Here is a 16,691-nt window from a genome sequence, read left to right on the forward strand (position 1 = left end):
ACCGCATGAGTAGCTGTTTTTAATTAATTTTCTTCCGTATCTTTACGGTTTTTCTTTAACATTTTTGAAAGCATTTCATACACAATTGGTACAACAACCAATGTTAATAGAGTGGAAGATAATAAACCACCAATTACAGTAATGGCTAAGTCTTTTGATATTAATCCACTACCACCTGAACCAAGTGCCATAGGAACCATCGCACCAATTGTTGCAATTGCTGTCATAAGAATTGGACGTAAACGTGTAGCACCAGCTTCTAGAATAGCTTCACGCATGACAAGACCATCATGTTCCATATGAATAATACGGTCAACTAATACGATGGCGTTCGTCACGACGATACCGATTAACATCAGTAGACCCATCATAACAGAAACAGAAATCGTTTGACCTGTTACGAATAAACCAACAAATGCACCGATTACGGCGAATGGAAGTGAGAATAGGATAGCGAACGGAGCTAAACCTTCACCGAACGTAACAACTAAAATGAAGTATACAATCGCTATTGCCGCTAGCATAGCAACACCCAACTTCGTGAATGTTTCTTGCATATCTGCAGCAACACCAGCAACACCTGTTGTTACACCTTTTGGTAAATCTAATTTATCAATTTTTTTATCGGCAGCAGAGGTTGCTTTTGAAATATCATCGCCGATAATCGTACCGGATACAGTTGCGAAATATTCACCCTTTGAACGAGATAGTGAGTTAAGAGTCGTACCTTCTTCAACGTCTACTAGCTCACCAATAGTCATCGTTGTGCCTAATGCTGTTTTAATTTCAGTTGCTAAAACATCATCAAGCGAAGTCGCAGCTGCTTTGGCATCACGTTGAACAATGACATCAATATCTTTTCCATCATTTTTCACCGTTGTTAAAACTTCTTGTGATGTATTTGCATTTAAAGCCATCACGATTTGAGCAGTTGTTAAACCATATTGAAGGACATTTTTCTGTTCTACTTTTAGTACATTTTCTACATATGGATCTTCATTATCAGATTTAATATCTTCTAGACCATCCACATCTTTTAAAGCACCTTCAACTTGATTTACAGCATCTCGTAGTTTATCTAAGTCATCACTGTATAGTGTGTAGCTTACTTCGTTTGAAGACATAGACATCGAAGAGAAATTCTGAGATTTCCATTCTCCTGATTGACCGATATTAAATACATAGTCTTCCACTTCTTCACGAGCTTTAGGGAAGTCTTTCATATCTGGATCAAAGATCAGGTACATTAAAGCACCGCCAGCGCCTCCGCCCATCATCATTGCCGATGGATCGACATTGTTCGCATCTGTAATGGAAACTTGTAAAATATCAACATCTTTACGTTTCATTAATTCTTTTTCTACTTTTTCAACATTAGCCGCAGTTTCATCTGCAAGCTCACCAGTTGAAGGGGTATATGTTAGGTACATAACTTTTTCTTCCTGTGATCCCATAAAGCTAAATCCTATTAAAGGAGTTAACGCTAGTGAACCGACAAGTAAGAAAATAGCAATTAGAGACGTAATAATTTTATGATTTAAAGCTTTTTCTAACACACCTTTGTACCATGTTGCTAGTTTACCAACTTCTTTATGCTGGCTTTCTTTTTTCTCACCGTATAATTTCTTACGGAATAAGAAATGAGATAATGCAGGTACAATTGTAATTGCTACTAATAATGATGCACCTAATGCAAACGTCATTGTCAGTGCAAATGGCATGAATAATTCACCAACCATACCACCTACAAAAATAAGTGGAGCAAATACAGCCACTGTCACTAATGTTGACGAAAGAATCGGTTTAAACATTTCAATTGTTGCTTCACGAATTAATGCTCGACCAGTTAATTTTTCTTGTTTTAAATGGATACGGCGATATATATTTTCAACAACTACAATCGAGTCGTCGATAACACGTCCGATGGCAACGGTAATCGCACCAAGGGTCATAATGTTTAATGTAATATCCATCCAGTTTAGCAGTAGTAATGCCATGAAAACTGAAACTGGAATCGAAACAATTGAAATAATTGTTGATTTGAAATCTCGTAAGAATAACAAGATGATTAATACAGCAATTGCACCACCAAATACTGCTTTTTCAATCATAGTAAAGACAGAATCTTCAATTGGGGCACCTTGGTCAAGAGAGATATCTACGTTTAGGCCATCTAAACGTTTTTCTTCATCTTTCATAAGGTCTTTAACTGCATTGACAACAGTTACAGTGTTAGCATCTTGACCCTTAACGATTTGAATTGCAATAGCATCTTGACCGTTTGTACGGGACACAGATTGTACTTTACCTTCTACTTCAATCTTTGCAATATCACCTAGACGAACGAATGGTGAAGGATTTGTTGCTGAAGGTGTGACTGGAATTAATAAATCTTTTAATTCATCTACGGACTTTACTTTACCGTCTACGGAAACAGCTTGTTCGCCAACAGCAAATTGATATAAACCAAGTGACAATGACATATCACTTGCTTGAATCATTTGCTTGACTGATTCCTCTGTTAAACCTAATGCGGCCATTTTTTCTTCATCATATTTAAATGATACTTGTTCAATATGCTGACCTGTGATGGTTGCAGAGGCAACACCATCAATTTTTTCAATTTTAGGAAGTAAAACATCTTCTACTGTGGAAGTAAGATCGACAATGTCTTCCTTAGAACTACTTACGGATAAAGCTACTACTGGCATCATATTCATGCTGATGGCCATAATAGTTGGCTCCTGAGCACCTTCAGGTAATTTTAAATTATCTAAAGCTGCTTCTAACTGACGCTTTTTTTCATCCATATCAATGCCATAGTCGTATTCAACTTGCACTTGTGCTACGTTGGAAGAGGATGTTGAGTAAACTGCCTTCACATCTTCTAAACTTTCTATAGATTTCTCGAATGGGATGGAAAGCTCATTCATGACTTGTTCAGGCGTTGCACCAGGATATACGCCCATGACAATTAAGTATGGGATCGAGATATCAGGTATAGATTCCATTTTCATTCTTGTACCGGAATAAATACCAGAGACAGTGATGATAATTGTTAATAACCACACTGCCAATTTGTTTTTCAATACGAAATTAACTAAACCTTTCACCTTCACACCTACCCTTTATTGACTAACTAAATTCAATTATTTATACTAATGACTAATCGGTCATTTGTCAACGAAATGCATTAGGAGAGAGTTAAAAATATGTTAAAAAAGCAATTAATTATGGAGAAAGCATTAGAATTATTTTCTGAACAAGGTTTTGAGGCTACATCAGTACAGCAAATAACAGAACGTTGTGGGATTTCTAAGGGTGCGTTTTACTTATCCTTCAAAACAAAAGATGAGCTTGTTATCTCAATGGTTGACTACTATTTACAACACTTCATTACAGATGTTGACCGTGTAGTCAGAGGGACGTATAACAAAGAAACGATGTTGGTTGAATTTTATAAAAGTATCTTCAAGGCATTCAAAGAACATTCTGCGTCTGCTAGGGTATTTTTTAACGAAAAGGTCTTTCTAACAAAAAAAGAGCTTTTTTATAAAATAACAGCGTATGAAGCAGAGATGTCTAAATCTATCATTTATATGCTGGAGCAACTGTATCAGGATAAATTACAAAAAACAAAATACGATGTTATGTATTGTATAAAAGGTTTTATGAAGAGCTATGCGGAACTGTTTATCTTTTCAGATATGCCTCTTGATTTAGAACAACTTGCGAAATCTTTAGCAGAGAAAACAGATATTATTGCACGTCATACGACGATACCATTTATTACAGAGGAACTTGTTACTTTTATTGCGAAGCCTTGCGAACAAGACATTTCACAGGAAATGTTACTGCAATTAATTGAACAAAATATTAATAATATAGAGGTTTCTATAGAAAAAGAATCATTGGAGCTGTTAAAACTCGAAATAGAAAAGCCAACATACAGTAAAGCCATCGTAAAGGGACTAATAGAAAATTTACGACTTAACCCAGCGTATCATTGGATTGCTTATGTATGTGCAAAATACTTAAATATTTAAAGTAAGATAGAATTGTTCACTTTAGAGTGGTGAACAATTCTATTTTTTATTTTTCTTTCGAATGCATGGAAGATGTTAGTAAATGGGGCATTGATCGCCACGCATCTAATGCACTACTAAAAGGGTCTTGAATCCATAATAATCGTTCGAGAAAATCCTTCGTTTCAATTGGTAAATTCAATTCTTGTTGCCAAGCGTCCTCTTTCTTTTTACTTGGTTTGAAGTCTGAATAAAGTAAGAACAATAGGAAATGGCCAACGAAATATAGATCGCTAATATGATTTTCAGCTCGCTTCGGGTTTTGTATGGAAGAAACATCGACTGCCTTTTGTAATGTTGTTGCGAGTCCAAAATCAATAATGTGTAATTGTTGATCGACTAATAAGATATTAGGTATACGCAAATCCCGATGGACAATTCCATGATTGTGTAGCAGGATAATTTGTTCTAAAAGCTGTTTTGTTATTTCAAGTGACTGAGCGACGGTAAATTTAATACCTTCTTGAAAAATAAGCTGTTCAAAGGTTTGACCGTTTATATAGTCCATTATAAAATAAGGCACATCTTGAATAGTTCCAGTCGAATGGATTTTAGGTATATTCGGCAATGATAATTGTTGTAGAATTTGAATTTCCTGCCTGAATTTATGTATCGTTTTTTGGTGATGACGATGCTTAGGACGTAGGCATTTTAAGACGAACAGACCTTTTGATGAGCAATTTTCAATTAAGTACGCACGACCATATGAGCCAAAGCCCAGAAATTTTTTAAACGTGAAATCGGGATGCTCAGCTATGAAAAGCTCTACGGCATGATCAAAGTTGTTTTCTGAAAGTCGTTTCCACCACATTAGCTACTGAAAAAACTTAAAGAGCTGAAAAAACTACGTGAGCTTTTACGAGAACTACGTTTATAATGCTTATGACCATAATAGTTATGGCGTTTAGAATATTTGCGACGACTGCTTGATGAAGAATAATGACGTTTGGATTTACCATTGAGTAAGGAATGAAGAATTTTATCTAGCATAAAAACGCTCCTTTTTGATGTTGTTATTACTATATACGCAAAAATAAAAAAAGAGGTTTCAAAAAAAGATGAAAAATAAGTAAATTTACAATTCACCTTTTTATGTCCAGCAAAAAGAAAGAAGCTATGTACATAGTACATAGCTTCTTTCCATGAGGCTAAACCTCCATAATAATCGGTAGAATCATTGGACGACGTTTTGTTTTTTCGAAGAGGTAAGGACCTAAAACGTCTGTAATTTCGTTTTTAAGCTCTGTCCATTGAGGAGTTTTGCCTTGAATGGTTTCATTCAGATGACGATTAAGCATTTTTTGTGCTTCATTGATCATCGTACCTGACTCGCGCATGTAGACAAAGCCACGGGAAATGATATCAGGACCTGAAACAATTTTTTGATTTTCCATATCGACACTTACGACTACGATAACTAGGCCTTCTTCAGAAAGAATGCGACGATCACGTAACACAATATTGCCGATATCTCCAATACCATTACCATCGATATAAACATCACCAGAAGGGATGCGACCAGCCACATGTGCCTCATTGGCACTTAATGCTAATACATCACCATTTTCCATAACAAATGTATTTTCAAGTGGTACATCGCAATCTTCCGCTAAGTGCGTATGCATTTTTAACATACGGTATTCGCCATGGATAGGCATAAAAAATTTAGGTTTCATTAAACGTAGCATCAATTTTTGTTCTTCTTGTGAGCCGTGACCAGAAGTATGGATATTGTTTAAAGCACCATGAATAACTTCTGCACCTGCACGGAACAATAAATTGATGATTTTATTGACACTCACAGTATTACCTGGAACCGGTGAAGAAGAGAAAATAACTGTATCACCAGGTTGTATTTGGATTTGACGATGCGTACCATTGGCAATACGTGATAATGCAGCCATTGGTTCACCCTGTGAGCCTGTACATAAAATCATTACTTCATTTGCTGGAAGTCGATTAATGCTTTGAGCATCAATAAATGTATCTTTTGGCGCGTTAATATAACCAAGCTCACGCCCAATTGTAATCGCATTATCCATTGAGCGACCAAAGACAGCAATTTTTCTTCCATATTTTATAGCAGCGTCTGTTGCTTGTTGTAAACGGTGAATATTTGACGCAAAAGTAGCAAAAATAATTCGGCTATCCACTTTACGGAAAATTTCATCGATACTTTTGCCGACTGTTCGCTCTGACATTGTAAAATTAGGCTTTTCAGCGTTTGTGCTATCTGATAGTAAGCAAAGTACGCCATCTCGTCCAATTTCGGCCATCTTTGTTAGATTGGCCGGTTCGCCAACAGGTGTAAAGTCGAATTTAAAGTCACCTGTGTGAACGATATTACCAGGTGGTGTTTTAACAACAATTCCATAAGCATCAGGGATACTATGAGTTGTTCTAAAGAAGCTAACAGAAGTTTTTCTAAATTTAACTACATCATCTTCTTTAATTTCGATGAGTTTAGTTGTACGTAGCAAGCCATGTTCTTCTAATTTATTACGTAATAAGCCAAGTGCGAGCTTACCACCATAGACTGGGACATTCACTTGACGTAAAAGGTAAGGAATACCGCCAATATGGTCCTCATGTCCATGTGTAATAAATAGTCCTTTGATTTTATCGACGTTACGTACTAAATACGTATAGTCAGGAATAACATAGTCAATGCCGAGTAAGTCATCTTCTGGAAATTTAATGCCAGCGTCAATTAAAATAATTTCATCTTGAAATTGAACGCCATAAGTATTTTTGCCGATTTCGCCCAGTCCGCCGAGCGCGAAAACAGCTGCTTGGTCATTTTTAACAAACTTCATGTTTGTTAAATTTCCTCCAAGATGAAGTTCGGGCTTGCTTGTTCGTACTCTAAATAGTTACCTTCAAGCAGCTGAACGAACTCGATATTGTAGTTACGGTCTTTTAACTTTTGACGTACTTCTCGTTCTGAAGCAGCTTCAAGGTATAGACTTTTAGTATTTTCGCGAACTGGAATCTCATTTGCTTTTTCTTGATAATAAACTTTGTAAATCATAGTTTGCTCTCCTTTAATTGCGTACAATTTTATTGCACCTTTGACTACTACCACACACGTGCTACAAGAAAACAACGAATTTCTTATAAGAAGAAATGTACGTTTGTAGTCCTTGTATCTCAATACGTCGGTTGTGCACTATGTTATAAAATGAATAGGAAGTAGTGAGACAGTGGTTGCGTATAGCCAAATAAATGCATTTCCTTTATATTATCACGCAGTTCCTCTAAAATAAAGAAAAGCCCTTCAAATAATGAAGGGCAAATGTTAGGCAATTGATTTTTTTCCGAGTACGCCACGAAGTTGCTTCAACAATTTTCGTTTTAGTTTCTTCAGCATGGCACATCACTCCTTAGGATCATTATAATAAAAATTATTGTCTATGTAAAGTCATTCACCTTGATGGGTAATATTTATAGAAAGGGATTATAAAATGAATAAAATATTGTTTTTTGATGTTGATGGCACTCTCTATAACAGCGAAAAAAAATTACCTGAATCTGCAAAAAGTGCTCTTTTGGAAGCACGCAGTAATGGCTATGAATTGGCGATTGCTACAGGTCGTGCGCCTTTTATGATTGAATCATTACTAGAAGAACTTGATATTAATACGTATGTGTCTTTCAATGGGCAGTATGTTGTTTACAAGGGTGAGGTTGTCTATACGAATGGTATTGAAAAAGAAGAATTAGCTAAAATTATTGCTTTTGGTGACGCACGTAATGAACCAGTAGTGTTTTTAGATGACAAACGGATGATTGCATCTGTCAGTGATCATATGATGGTAGCAGAAAGCTTGGATACACTTAGATATCCTTATCCAGAATTGGATTCATCCTATTATATGCAGAACGATGTATATCAAACACTTATATTTATGGAAGAAAAAGATGAACCTTTATATTGTGAAATGTTTCCGAATGTCCAATTTGTCCGTTGGCATCCGTATTCTTGCGATATTTTGCCAAAGGGCGGCTCGAAGGCGGTAGGAATTGAAAAAGTATTGGATAAAATGGGGATCACATTAAAGGATGCAATTGCTTTTGGAGATGGCATTAATGATATAGAAATGCTGCAAGCGGTTGGGACAGGTGTTGCGATGGGAAATGGTCATGAACGAGTGAAGGCTATTGCACATCATATTGCCGATCATGTAGACGAAGATGGTCTCGCTAAAATAATGCGCAAGCTTGCCATCATATAATAAAGAAACAACTAGTTGTCAAACTTAGCAACTAGTTGTTTTTTTTGCTAAATTACTGGTGTTCTTCAGAAGCGTTCACTAGTTTTATTTCAATACCTTTATCTGAAAAATGTTGAATCGTTTTTTTAGACAGTGCGTTGTCTGTAATAATGACATCTACTTCTTCAAGGGGGCATACTTGAATGGCTACATCCTTGTTAAATTTTGAGGAATCAGTAGCAACATAGACCGTTTGAGAGATGGAAATAATTTTTTTTCTAGTAATAGCTTCTTCTAGATTAAAGTCAGAAATCCCCTTTTCAAGAGATACCCCACTAGCGCAAATAAAAGCCTTATTAATATTTAGGTGTTCGAAGTGGAATAGGAATTCATTCGATGTCACCGATTTTTCGGAGTGACGCACTTTTCCACCGAGCAGTATAACTTCAATATTAGAGCCGATTAGATCGAAAGCTACAGGCAATGAGTTTGTCACGACTGTTAATTTTTTCTTGTCCAATAAAAATGGTGTCATTTGATATGTAGTTGTTCCACTATCGATAAAAATACATTCTCCATCTTGAATAAGAGAAGCACTTGCTTTGGCGATTGCGATTTTTTCTGTTAGCTGTTCATGTAGTCGTTGATCAATTAGTCCCTCTACAGGTTCAATATATTTAATTCCCCCATAAAACTTCTCAATTTTCTTGTCTTGCATTAGCTGTTGAATATCGCGACGAATTGTTTCCATCGAGACATTGAATTCTTTTGTTAGTGTTACTAATTTTACAACCTTATGCTGTCTTACAAATTGTAATATTTGCTGTTGTCTTTCTATCATATACATTTCATCACCTCTATTAGATATTTACTCAAAGTATGCATGACTTTGTCAACAGTTGGTCATAATTTACTCAACATTTACACAAAAACGCATTTTCCTTTACAAATGGTCACTATACTAAAGCTAAGAACTGAGAGAGGTGACCAATTTGTTAGAACTAAAAAATATCTCAAAAAGCTATAAAAATAAGCAAGTTTTAGTAGATATCAATGTAACCATCGAATCAGGTGAAATCATATCTTTATTAGGGCCGAGTGGTTGCGGCAAAACTACTTTGCTTAATATCATCTTAGGTCTTGCAGAGCAAACGGGTGGTCAGCTGATCTACAATGGGCAAGATATATCGAAGCAATCCATGCAAGAAAGAGGCTTCAATATTGTTTTTCAGGATTTTGCGCTATTCCCTCATTTAAATGCCTACGACAACATTGTATATGGGTTGAAAAATAAAAATAGTCAAATGTCAAAAGAAGAGGTACAGGAATATATAGATTTTTTAGAACTGACTCCCCATCTGCATAAAAAGATTCACGAATTATCAGGCGGCCAAAAGCAACGTGTATCTATTGCTAGAACGCTTGTTATGCAGCCCAAAATACTTTTGCTAGATGAGCCGTTAAGTGCACTTGATGGAGTCATTAAGGAATCTATCAAGGAACGTATTAAGTCAATTGCTCATGAATTTAATTTGACGACGATTATTGTGACACATGATCCAGAAGAAGCGCTAACCTTATCGGATAAAGTTTTGATCATAAATGAAGGAACGGTCGCTCAATTCGGCACACCACATGAAATCGTAGAGGCACCAAAAAATTCATTTATTGAGGACTTTATTTTAAGACAGCTTCATATAAAGCGACACAATATCTATCAATTGTTTGGAGAAACATATGCTTAAAACGAATAACATGATGAAATTAATCTTTCTGCCAATTCTATTATTTCTCCTATTCTTTTTAATTGTGCCATTGATTTATATGTTTTGGCAGTCCTTTAAAGTAGGAAATGACATTTCCATTCAACATTATATAGATGCTTTAAAAAATGTAGAAATCCGTGATGCTTTCTTCAATAGCTTTAAAGTATCTTTTGTGGCATCGGTCATTACGACTATTTTAGCTTTTTTATTGGCCTACGCTATTCATTTTACAACGATGCATCGCCATACAAAAAAGCTAGTACAGATAGGTATTACGTTGCCTATGCTATTGCCAACTATCACCTATGGCTTCGTGTTGATTTATACATTTGGTAATCAAGGAATCCTAACAAGATTAGCTGGACAACCACTTTTCACGATTTATGGATATAACGGATTGGTGATAGGCTACATCTTATACACATTGCCAGTCGCTTTTATTCTCATGCAAAACTCTATGCAATATATCGATAAACGATTTTTGCTCGTGTCTATGTTAATGCATGATCGTCCGCTCCGTCGTTTTTATCATACGGTATTCCGTCCGATGCTTGGGACGATTGGTGGTGCATTTATTTTAACATTTATTTTAAGCTTTACAGATTTCGGAATCCCCGCATCAGTGGGCGGAAATTATAGGGTGATTGCCACTGAACTTTATCAAGCTATGCTAGGTTCTATCGTGCATTTTGAGCGTGGTGCAGTTATTTCAGTGTTAATGCTTGTCCCAGCTATACTGGGCGTCGTCATGTTAACGATCTTAGAACGCTTTAATTTTCATTATAAACAGGTGGGGAAAAGTGAACTTGTTAAACATCGTTTTCGTGACGCACTGTTTACGGCCTATTCAATTGCCTCTGTTGCAGTCGTATTGATCATTTTTTCAACCATGTTTATCGTTCCATTTACGAAGGGTTATCCCTATGATTTCAGCTTTACATTTGAACATGTTCAAAATGTGTTAGCGGAGAAAGATTTAACAAAGGTTTATGTTAATTCACTTATCGTGGCAGTTTTAACAGCTGTTTTAGGTGTAATCATCACATTTATGTCTGCCCTTCTTAATGCCAGAACGCCATTGAAAGGAAGAAAAAGCTTAGATCTTGCCTCAATGATCACTAACACAGTTCCAGGAATGGTGCTTGGTCTATCGTATTTGTTTTTCTTTAATGGAAGTTCATTAAAGGGTACATTTCTCATCATTATCGCTTGTAATATTGTGCATTTCTTTACAACTCCTTATTTAATGGCCAAAAATTCATTACAAAAGATGGACCCAACCTGGGAAGTGACAGCGGAGCTATTAAAGGATTCTTGGTTAAAAACAGTCATACGTATCATCTTGCCGAATATTAGACCAACCATTTATCAAATGTTTAGCTACTATTTTTTAAATGCAATGGTCACGGTCAGTGGCGTTATTTTCCTTGTCAGCACAAAGACTATGCTTGTATCGACAAGAATAAAAGAGCTTCAGCATTTCGCAAAATATACCGATATTTTCATACTATCGATATTCATTTTATGTACAAACCTCATTGTGAAATTAGGTTGTGATTATATAACAGCATATAAAGAAAAAGTGGAGGAGATCTCAAAATGAAAAAATCAAAGGTCATGATGTTAGGGACAGTTAGTGTGGCAGCAATAATTTTAACTGCATGTGGAGGGGTAGAAGCAGATTCGAAAGATGAAGTAATTATTTATTCTAATGCAGATGATGAGGCAATTGAAGTAATGGAATCTACATTAGATGAAAAAGGCTATAAAGGAAAATATTTAATTCAATCATTCGGTACTTCAGAGTTGGGTGGAAAAATGATGGCTGAAGGAACAGATATTGAAGCGGATATCGTAACGATGGCTTCTTATTTTATAGAAAGCGCACAAACTTCGAAATCCATGTTTGCGGATATTACTTCGGATTTAAAACCTCTTGAGGGCAATGTTACATATGCATTGCCGATTTTAGGAAATGTAGGATCCATTTTTATTAATACGGATGTTTTGCAACAAAAGGGCTTGCCTGTTCCAAAAACGATAAAAGATTTGACAGACCCTGCCTTTAAGGATTTAGTTTCATTCCCAAATATAATGGATTCCTCAACCGGTTGGCTATTAGTACAAGCAATCATTAAAGAATATGGTGAGCAAGAGGGGCAAAGGGTTTTGGCAGATTTAATTAAAAATGCTGGACCTCATATTGAAAGCTCTGGGTCAGGTCCAATAAAAAAAGTGAAGACTGGTGAAGTAGCAGCTGGATTTGGTTTACGTATTCAAGCTATTGATGCCAAGAAAGAAGGATTACCAATAGAATATATTGACCCAAAAGAGGGGAACTTTACGCTAACAGAATCAGTAGCTGTTGTAGATAAAGAAGGAGATGAAACATTAGCCAAAGAAATGGCAAAGGTAATTGCAACAGAGGCTCGAAATGATTTATTAGAGCAATATCCGGTAGCACTTTATGAAGGAGAGCAGGTTAAGGCTGAGCATGTGCCAGCACACATTAAAAAGTGGGATACTACATTGACAGTGGACTTATTAGAAAAACATCAAGCTTTCTTTAAAGAAGCGCAAAAATAAGGAGCTATAGAAGATGAGCGACTATAAATTACTAACACCAGGACCATTAACAACTACTAAGACAGTCAAACAGGAAATGTTAAAAGATCGCTGTACATGGGATGACGACTATAAAAATGTGACACAAGTGATTCGGAGACAACTCTTAAATTTAGCGCAAGTCGATGAGTCTAATTTCACAGCAGTACTAATGCAAGGTAGTGGCAGTTTTGTTGTAGAGTCGGTGTTGACAACAGCTATTGGGGAAGATGATAAATTGCTAATTATAACGAATGGCGCTTATGGTGAAAGAATCGTAGAAATGGCTAAAGTGTTGAGGTTGGCACATGTCGTTTATAGTGTCCCTTATAATGAACAGCCATCATCATTAGAAGTTCGAGATTTACTTGAAAAAGATGCAAGCATTACACATGTGGCGGTTGTGCACTGTGAAACAACTACTGGTATTTTAAATCCAATTAAAGAAATTGGAGAAGTTGTTCATTCTTTCAACAAAACATTTATTGTGGATGCTATGAGTAGCTTTGGTGGTGTACCAATGGATGTATCCGACTTGCATATTGATTTTTGTATTAGTAGTGCGAATAAATGCATTCAAGGCGTTCCTGGGTTTGGGTTCGTCATTGCTAAAACAAGGGTATTAGAAAAATGCAAAGGACAAGCTCGCAGTGTAGCATTAGATTTATATAGTCAATGGGAAGTAATGAAAAAGGATGGGAAGTGGCGTTTTACTTCGCCGACACATGTAGTAGCGGCCTTTGCAAAGGCGCTAGAAGAGTTAGTGGAAGAAGGCGGAGTTAACGCACGTTACCAACGATATGCGGATAATAATCAATTACTGCGTTCTCGTTTATTAGTATTAGGGTTCGAAGCCTATATTTCTCAAGAGCTACAATCACCGATTATTACAACTTATTTGTTCCCACATCAAGAGTTTTCTTTTGAACATTTTTATCTTGAAATGAAGAAGGAAGGATTTGTCATATATCCTGGTAAGCTGACAGATGTAGATACATTCCGTATTGGTAATATTGGTGATATATATGAAAAAGATATGCAGGCCTTATGTGAAGTCATTGAAAATTACATGGTGGTGAAAAATAATGAAAATTGAAACAGTAATTTTGGATTGGGCAGGTACGGCCGTTGATTTTGGTTGCTTTGCCCCTGTAAATGTATTTTTAACGATTTTTGAAGATGCTGGTGTAACAGTAACCCTTGAAGAAGCTCGTAAACCTATGGGCATGCTGAAAATTGATCATATTCGTACGATGCTTGAAATGCCAAGGATTAATGAAGAATGGAAACGAGTTCATCATCAGCATTTTACGGAGGAAGATGTACATGTTCTATACAATCAATTTGAGTCGAAGTTAATGGAATCTTTGGCGACCTACACAAATCCTATTCAGCATGTGACAGCGACTGTACAGCAATTAAGAGAATCCGGTATTCGATTTGGTTCTACTACAGGCTACACAGATTCCATGATGGAAGTCGTAACAAAACATGCTGCTACGAAGGGCTATCAACCAGATTTTTTAGTAACTCCGACACAGGTGAGTGATAAGGGGCGACCATACCCATATATGATTTTCAGAAATATGGAGGCATTAGGAGCGAAATCAACCAAGCAAGTTGTAAAGGTCGGCGATACAACGTCAGATATAAAAGAAGCGTTGAATGCAGGTGTTTGGGCTGTGGGTGTTATTATTGGAAGTTCGGAAATGGGACTGGCTGAAGAAGAGTTCCTAGCTTTAACTGCTGAACAACAACAACAAGTCATTGAAAAAACAAAACGTATTTTTGAGAAGACTGGTGCACACTATACCATTGAAACGATGAAAGACCTACCTATATTAATTAATAAGATAAATGAAGAGCTAGCAAATGAATCGAACGAATAAAAATTGAGAGCATAGAAAAAACAAACCTCTGCATAAATGCTGAGGTTTGTTTTATTGATTTGCTTTTAGTCACGCTCATAAGGAATTGACTCTGGAATATCAGCAAATGGATTTTTCTCATTAATACGGTCATAAAACATGACACCGTTCAAATGATCTAATTCATGCTGAAAGGCGATGGCAGGCAATCCTTTAAGGCGCATTTTCTTCTCTTCGCCATCTATGGTTTTAAATTTTACTGTAATGCGTGCATGACGTGGGACGTATCCAGGGACATTACGATCAACTGAAAGACAACCTTCACCAGCAGAAAGGTATGTGTTTTCAACTGAATGGCTGACAATTTTGGGGTTTATGGCTACAAAGCTTAATTGTTCACCAGCATCATCTTGCAAATGAAGTGCAAACATACGCTGTAGACTATTCACTTGATTGGCAGCTAAGCCGATGCCGCTACGCAAATTATATTTTTCTGCCATTTCAGGATCTTGGCTGTTAATTAAGTACTGAAGCATATCCTCAGCAAGCTGTCTTGTTTCGTCAGATAAAGGGAATTTAACTTCCTCAGCTTTCGTGCGTAAAGTCGGATGACCTTCGCGGATAATATCATCCATTAAAATCATATAGTAATCTTCCTTTCATCTTTGTAGTGCTCTATTTACAAGTATACATCACGTCTAAAAACAATCACATGAAAAAAGACCTTATTTGAATATACTCAAAAAATTTTTCGAATGCTATTAGATTTTCTAGAATGGGGTATTCTACTATTGGAAAACCTGTTGGAAAACTTAACAATTACAAGGTGTAAATATGGTGTTCTAATACAGATTTTTGATATCGGTAATACAGTATAGGACAGGGATGATTAAATGTTATTTTAGAAAAAATCTTTGTTTATAGCCGTAATATATGATTGACCGACAGTATTTTATTCAGTATACTGAGTGTCAAGAATAAGTTGTACTAGTCAAAAAGGTGATTTATTTTAATACAGCTGAAAGGGAGATGTGACAAATGAGCAAGAAAAACAATAATATTTTTGATGCTAAACAAACGCTAACTGAAATCGAAGATAAGTTTGAAATGTTTCAAATTTTGAATGAAGAAGGCGAAATTATAAATAATGAGGCAGATCCTAAATTATCCGATGAAGAATTAGTTGAACTAATGACACGTATGGTTTATACACGTATTTTAGACCAACGTTCAATCTCACTGAACCGTCAAGGCCGTTTAGGTTTCTATGCACCAACGGCTGGTCAGGAAGCTTCTCAGCTTGCTTCACACTTTGCATTAGAACAAGAGGATTGGATTTTACCAGGGTATCGTGATGTTCCACAAATCGTGTGGCATGGCTTACCTTTAGATAAAGCGTTTTTATTCTCTCGTGGACATTTTATGGGGAACCAAGTTCCTGAGGGTGTAAATGTTCTAGCTCCTCAAATTATTATCGGTGCTCAATATATTCAAGCAGCAGGTGTTGCACTAGGTATTCAAAAGCGTGGGAAAAAAGCTGTTGCTGTAACATATACAGGTGATGGTGGTTCATCACAAGGGGACTTCTATGAAGGTATTAACTTTGCAGGTGCATTTAAATCTCCAGCGATCTTCATTGTACAAAATAACCAATATGCAATTTCTACACCGCGTGAACTACAAACTGCTGCAAAAACAATTGCTCAAAAAGGTGTGGCAGCAGGTTTACCAAGTATTTTAGTAGATGGAATGGATGCGCTTGCAGTTTACGTAGCAACTCGTGATGCACGTGAACGCGCTATTAATGGTGAAGGTCCAACGTTAATTGAAACAATGTGTTACCGTTATGGCCCACATACAATGGCTGGGGATGACCCAACGCGTTACCGTACTTCTGATACAGATAATGAATGGGCTCAAAAAGACCCACTTGTACGCTTCCGTAAATACCTAGAAGCAAAAGGATTATGGGATGAGAAGAAAGAAGAAGCAGTAATTGAGCGTGCGAAAGAAGAAATTAAAGAAGCCATCAAAAAAGCTGATGCTGCTCCAAAACAAAAAGTAACAGAGCTGATGGAAAACATGTATAAAGGCGAAATGCCATCTAATTTAAAAGAACAGTATGAAATCTATAAAGAGAAGGAGTCGAAATAA

The 16,691-nt window shown here is 36.4% G+C and carries 14 protein-coding genes; 8 read left to right on the plus strand and 6 right to left on the minus strand.

Annotation, left to right across the window (positions count from 1 at the left end):
• Positions 1 to 23 precede the first annotated feature (23 nt).
• On the minus strand, positions 24 to 3,113 hold the full coding sequence (locus B3D94_RS00515; RefSeq protein ID WP_069480224.1) for an efflux RND transporter permease subunit: 3,090 nt from the start codon (positions 3,111 to 3,113) through the stop codon (positions 24 to 26).
• Positions 3,114 to 3,212: 99 nt separating this feature from the next.
• Here B3D94_RS00515 and B3D94_RS00520 point away from each other — a divergent pair, with 99 nt between their 5' ends.
• Positions 3,213 to 4,046 (plus strand): TetR/AcrR family transcriptional regulator, encoded by an 834-nt coding sequence (locus B3D94_RS00520; protein WP_258267884.1) that lies wholly within the window; start codon positions 3,213 to 3,215, stop codon positions 4,044 to 4,046.
• 46 nt (positions 4,047 to 4,092) lie between these two features.
• On the opposite strand, the gene B3D94_RS00525 is transcribed toward B3D94_RS00520, so the two are convergent.
• The 3 genes from B3D94_RS00525 to B3D94_RS00535 form a co-directional block, all read right to left on the minus strand.
• Positions 4,093 to 4,896 carry a serine/threonine protein kinase gene (locus B3D94_RS00525; protein WP_291753422.1) on the minus strand — a complete coding sequence of 268 codons (804 nt, stop codon included), beginning with the start codon at positions 4,894 to 4,896 and terminating at the stop codon, positions 4,093 to 4,095.
• A 337-nt stretch (positions 4,897 to 5,233) separates the two neighbouring features.
• Positions 5,234 to 6,901, minus strand: coding sequence for a ribonuclease J1 (gene rnjA / locus B3D94_RS00530; protein ID WP_291753424.1), 1,668 nt, complete (start codon positions 6,899 to 6,901; stop codon positions 5,234 to 5,236).
• A 5-nt stretch (positions 6,902 to 6,906) separates the two neighbouring features.
• On the minus strand, positions 6,907 to 7,116 hold the full coding sequence (locus B3D94_RS00535) for a DNA-dependent RNA polymerase subunit epsilon (RefSeq protein ID WP_008174035.1): 210 nt from the start codon (positions 7,114 to 7,116) through the stop codon (positions 6,907 to 6,909).
• A 433-nt stretch (positions 7,117 to 7,549) separates the two neighbouring features.
• Between B3D94_RS00535 and B3D94_RS00540 the strand changes: the two genes are divergently transcribed.
• On the plus strand, positions 7,550 to 8,320 hold the full coding sequence (locus B3D94_RS00540; protein ID WP_291753427.1) for a Cof-type HAD-IIB family hydrolase: 771 nt from the start codon (positions 7,550 to 7,552) through the stop codon (positions 8,318 to 8,320).
• 52 nt (positions 8,321 to 8,372) lie between these two features.
• On the opposite strand, the gene B3D94_RS00545 is transcribed toward B3D94_RS00540, so the two are convergent.
• Entirely contained in the window at positions 8,373 to 9,140 is a 768-nt protein-coding gene (locus B3D94_RS00545; protein ID WP_193833595.1) for a DeoR/GlpR family DNA-binding transcription regulator, read from the minus strand.
• Between the two features lie 151 nt (positions 9,141 to 9,291).
• Here B3D94_RS00545 and B3D94_RS00550 point away from each other — a divergent pair, with 151 nt between their 5' ends.
• The 5 genes from B3D94_RS00550 to phnX are packed head-to-tail and all read left to right on the plus strand — an operon-like array spanning position 9,292 to position 14,558.
• Positions 9,292 to 10,044 carry an ABC transporter ATP-binding protein gene (locus B3D94_RS00550; RefSeq protein ID WP_193831085.1) on the plus strand — a complete coding sequence of 251 codons (753 nt, stop codon included), beginning with the start codon at positions 9,292 to 9,294 and terminating at the stop codon, positions 10,042 to 10,044.
• Positions 10,037 to 11,668, plus strand: coding sequence for an ABC transporter permease subunit (locus B3D94_RS00555; protein ID WP_291753431.1), 1,632 nt, complete (start codon positions 10,037 to 10,039; stop codon positions 11,666 to 11,668). Before B3D94_RS00550 ends, B3D94_RS00555 begins: the two co-directional genes overlap by 8 nt.
• A complete protein-coding gene (locus B3D94_RS00560; RefSeq protein ID WP_193831087.1) occupies positions 11,665 to 12,651 on the plus strand; it encodes an extracellular solute-binding protein in 987 nt (328 codons plus the stop codon). The genes B3D94_RS00555 and B3D94_RS00560 overlap by 4 nt, the downstream gene beginning before the upstream one ends.
• Before the next feature lie 13 nt (positions 12,652 to 12,664).
• Positions 12,665 to 13,765: a 2-aminoethylphosphonate--pyruvate transaminase gene (gene phnW, locus B3D94_RS00565; protein WP_291753434.1), complete on the plus strand. Its 1,101-nt coding sequence runs from the start codon at positions 12,665 to 12,667 to the stop codon at positions 13,763 to 13,765.
• A complete protein-coding gene (gene phnX, locus B3D94_RS00570) occupies positions 13,755 to 14,558 on the plus strand; it encodes a phosphonoacetaldehyde hydrolase (protein WP_083244606.1) in 804 nt (267 codons plus the stop codon). Before phnW ends, phnX begins: the two co-directional genes overlap by 11 nt.
• Before the next feature lie 65 nt (positions 14,559 to 14,623).
• Here phnX and def read toward each other — a convergent pair whose 3' ends face one another.
• Positions 14,624 to 15,181 carry a peptide deformylase gene (gene def / locus B3D94_RS00575; protein WP_193831090.1) on the minus strand — a complete coding sequence of 186 codons (558 nt, stop codon included), beginning with the start codon at positions 15,179 to 15,181 and terminating at the stop codon, positions 14,624 to 14,626.
• A gap of 394 nt (positions 15,182 to 15,575) precedes the next feature.
• On the opposite strand from def, the gene pdhA reads away from it, so the two are divergent.
• The gene (gene pdhA / locus B3D94_RS00580; RefSeq protein WP_012293093.1) at positions 15,576 to 16,691 is read left to right on the plus strand and encodes a pyruvate dehydrogenase (acetyl-transferring) E1 component subunit alpha; all 1,116 of its coding nucleotides are present in this window, start codon (positions 15,576 to 15,578) and stop codon (positions 16,689 to 16,691) included.

It is taken from the genome of Lysinibacillus sp. UBA5990 (assembly GCF_002429815.1).
Classification (GTDB): Bacteria; Bacillota; Bacilli; order Bacillales_A; family Planococcaceae; genus Lysinibacillus; species Lysinibacillus fusiformis.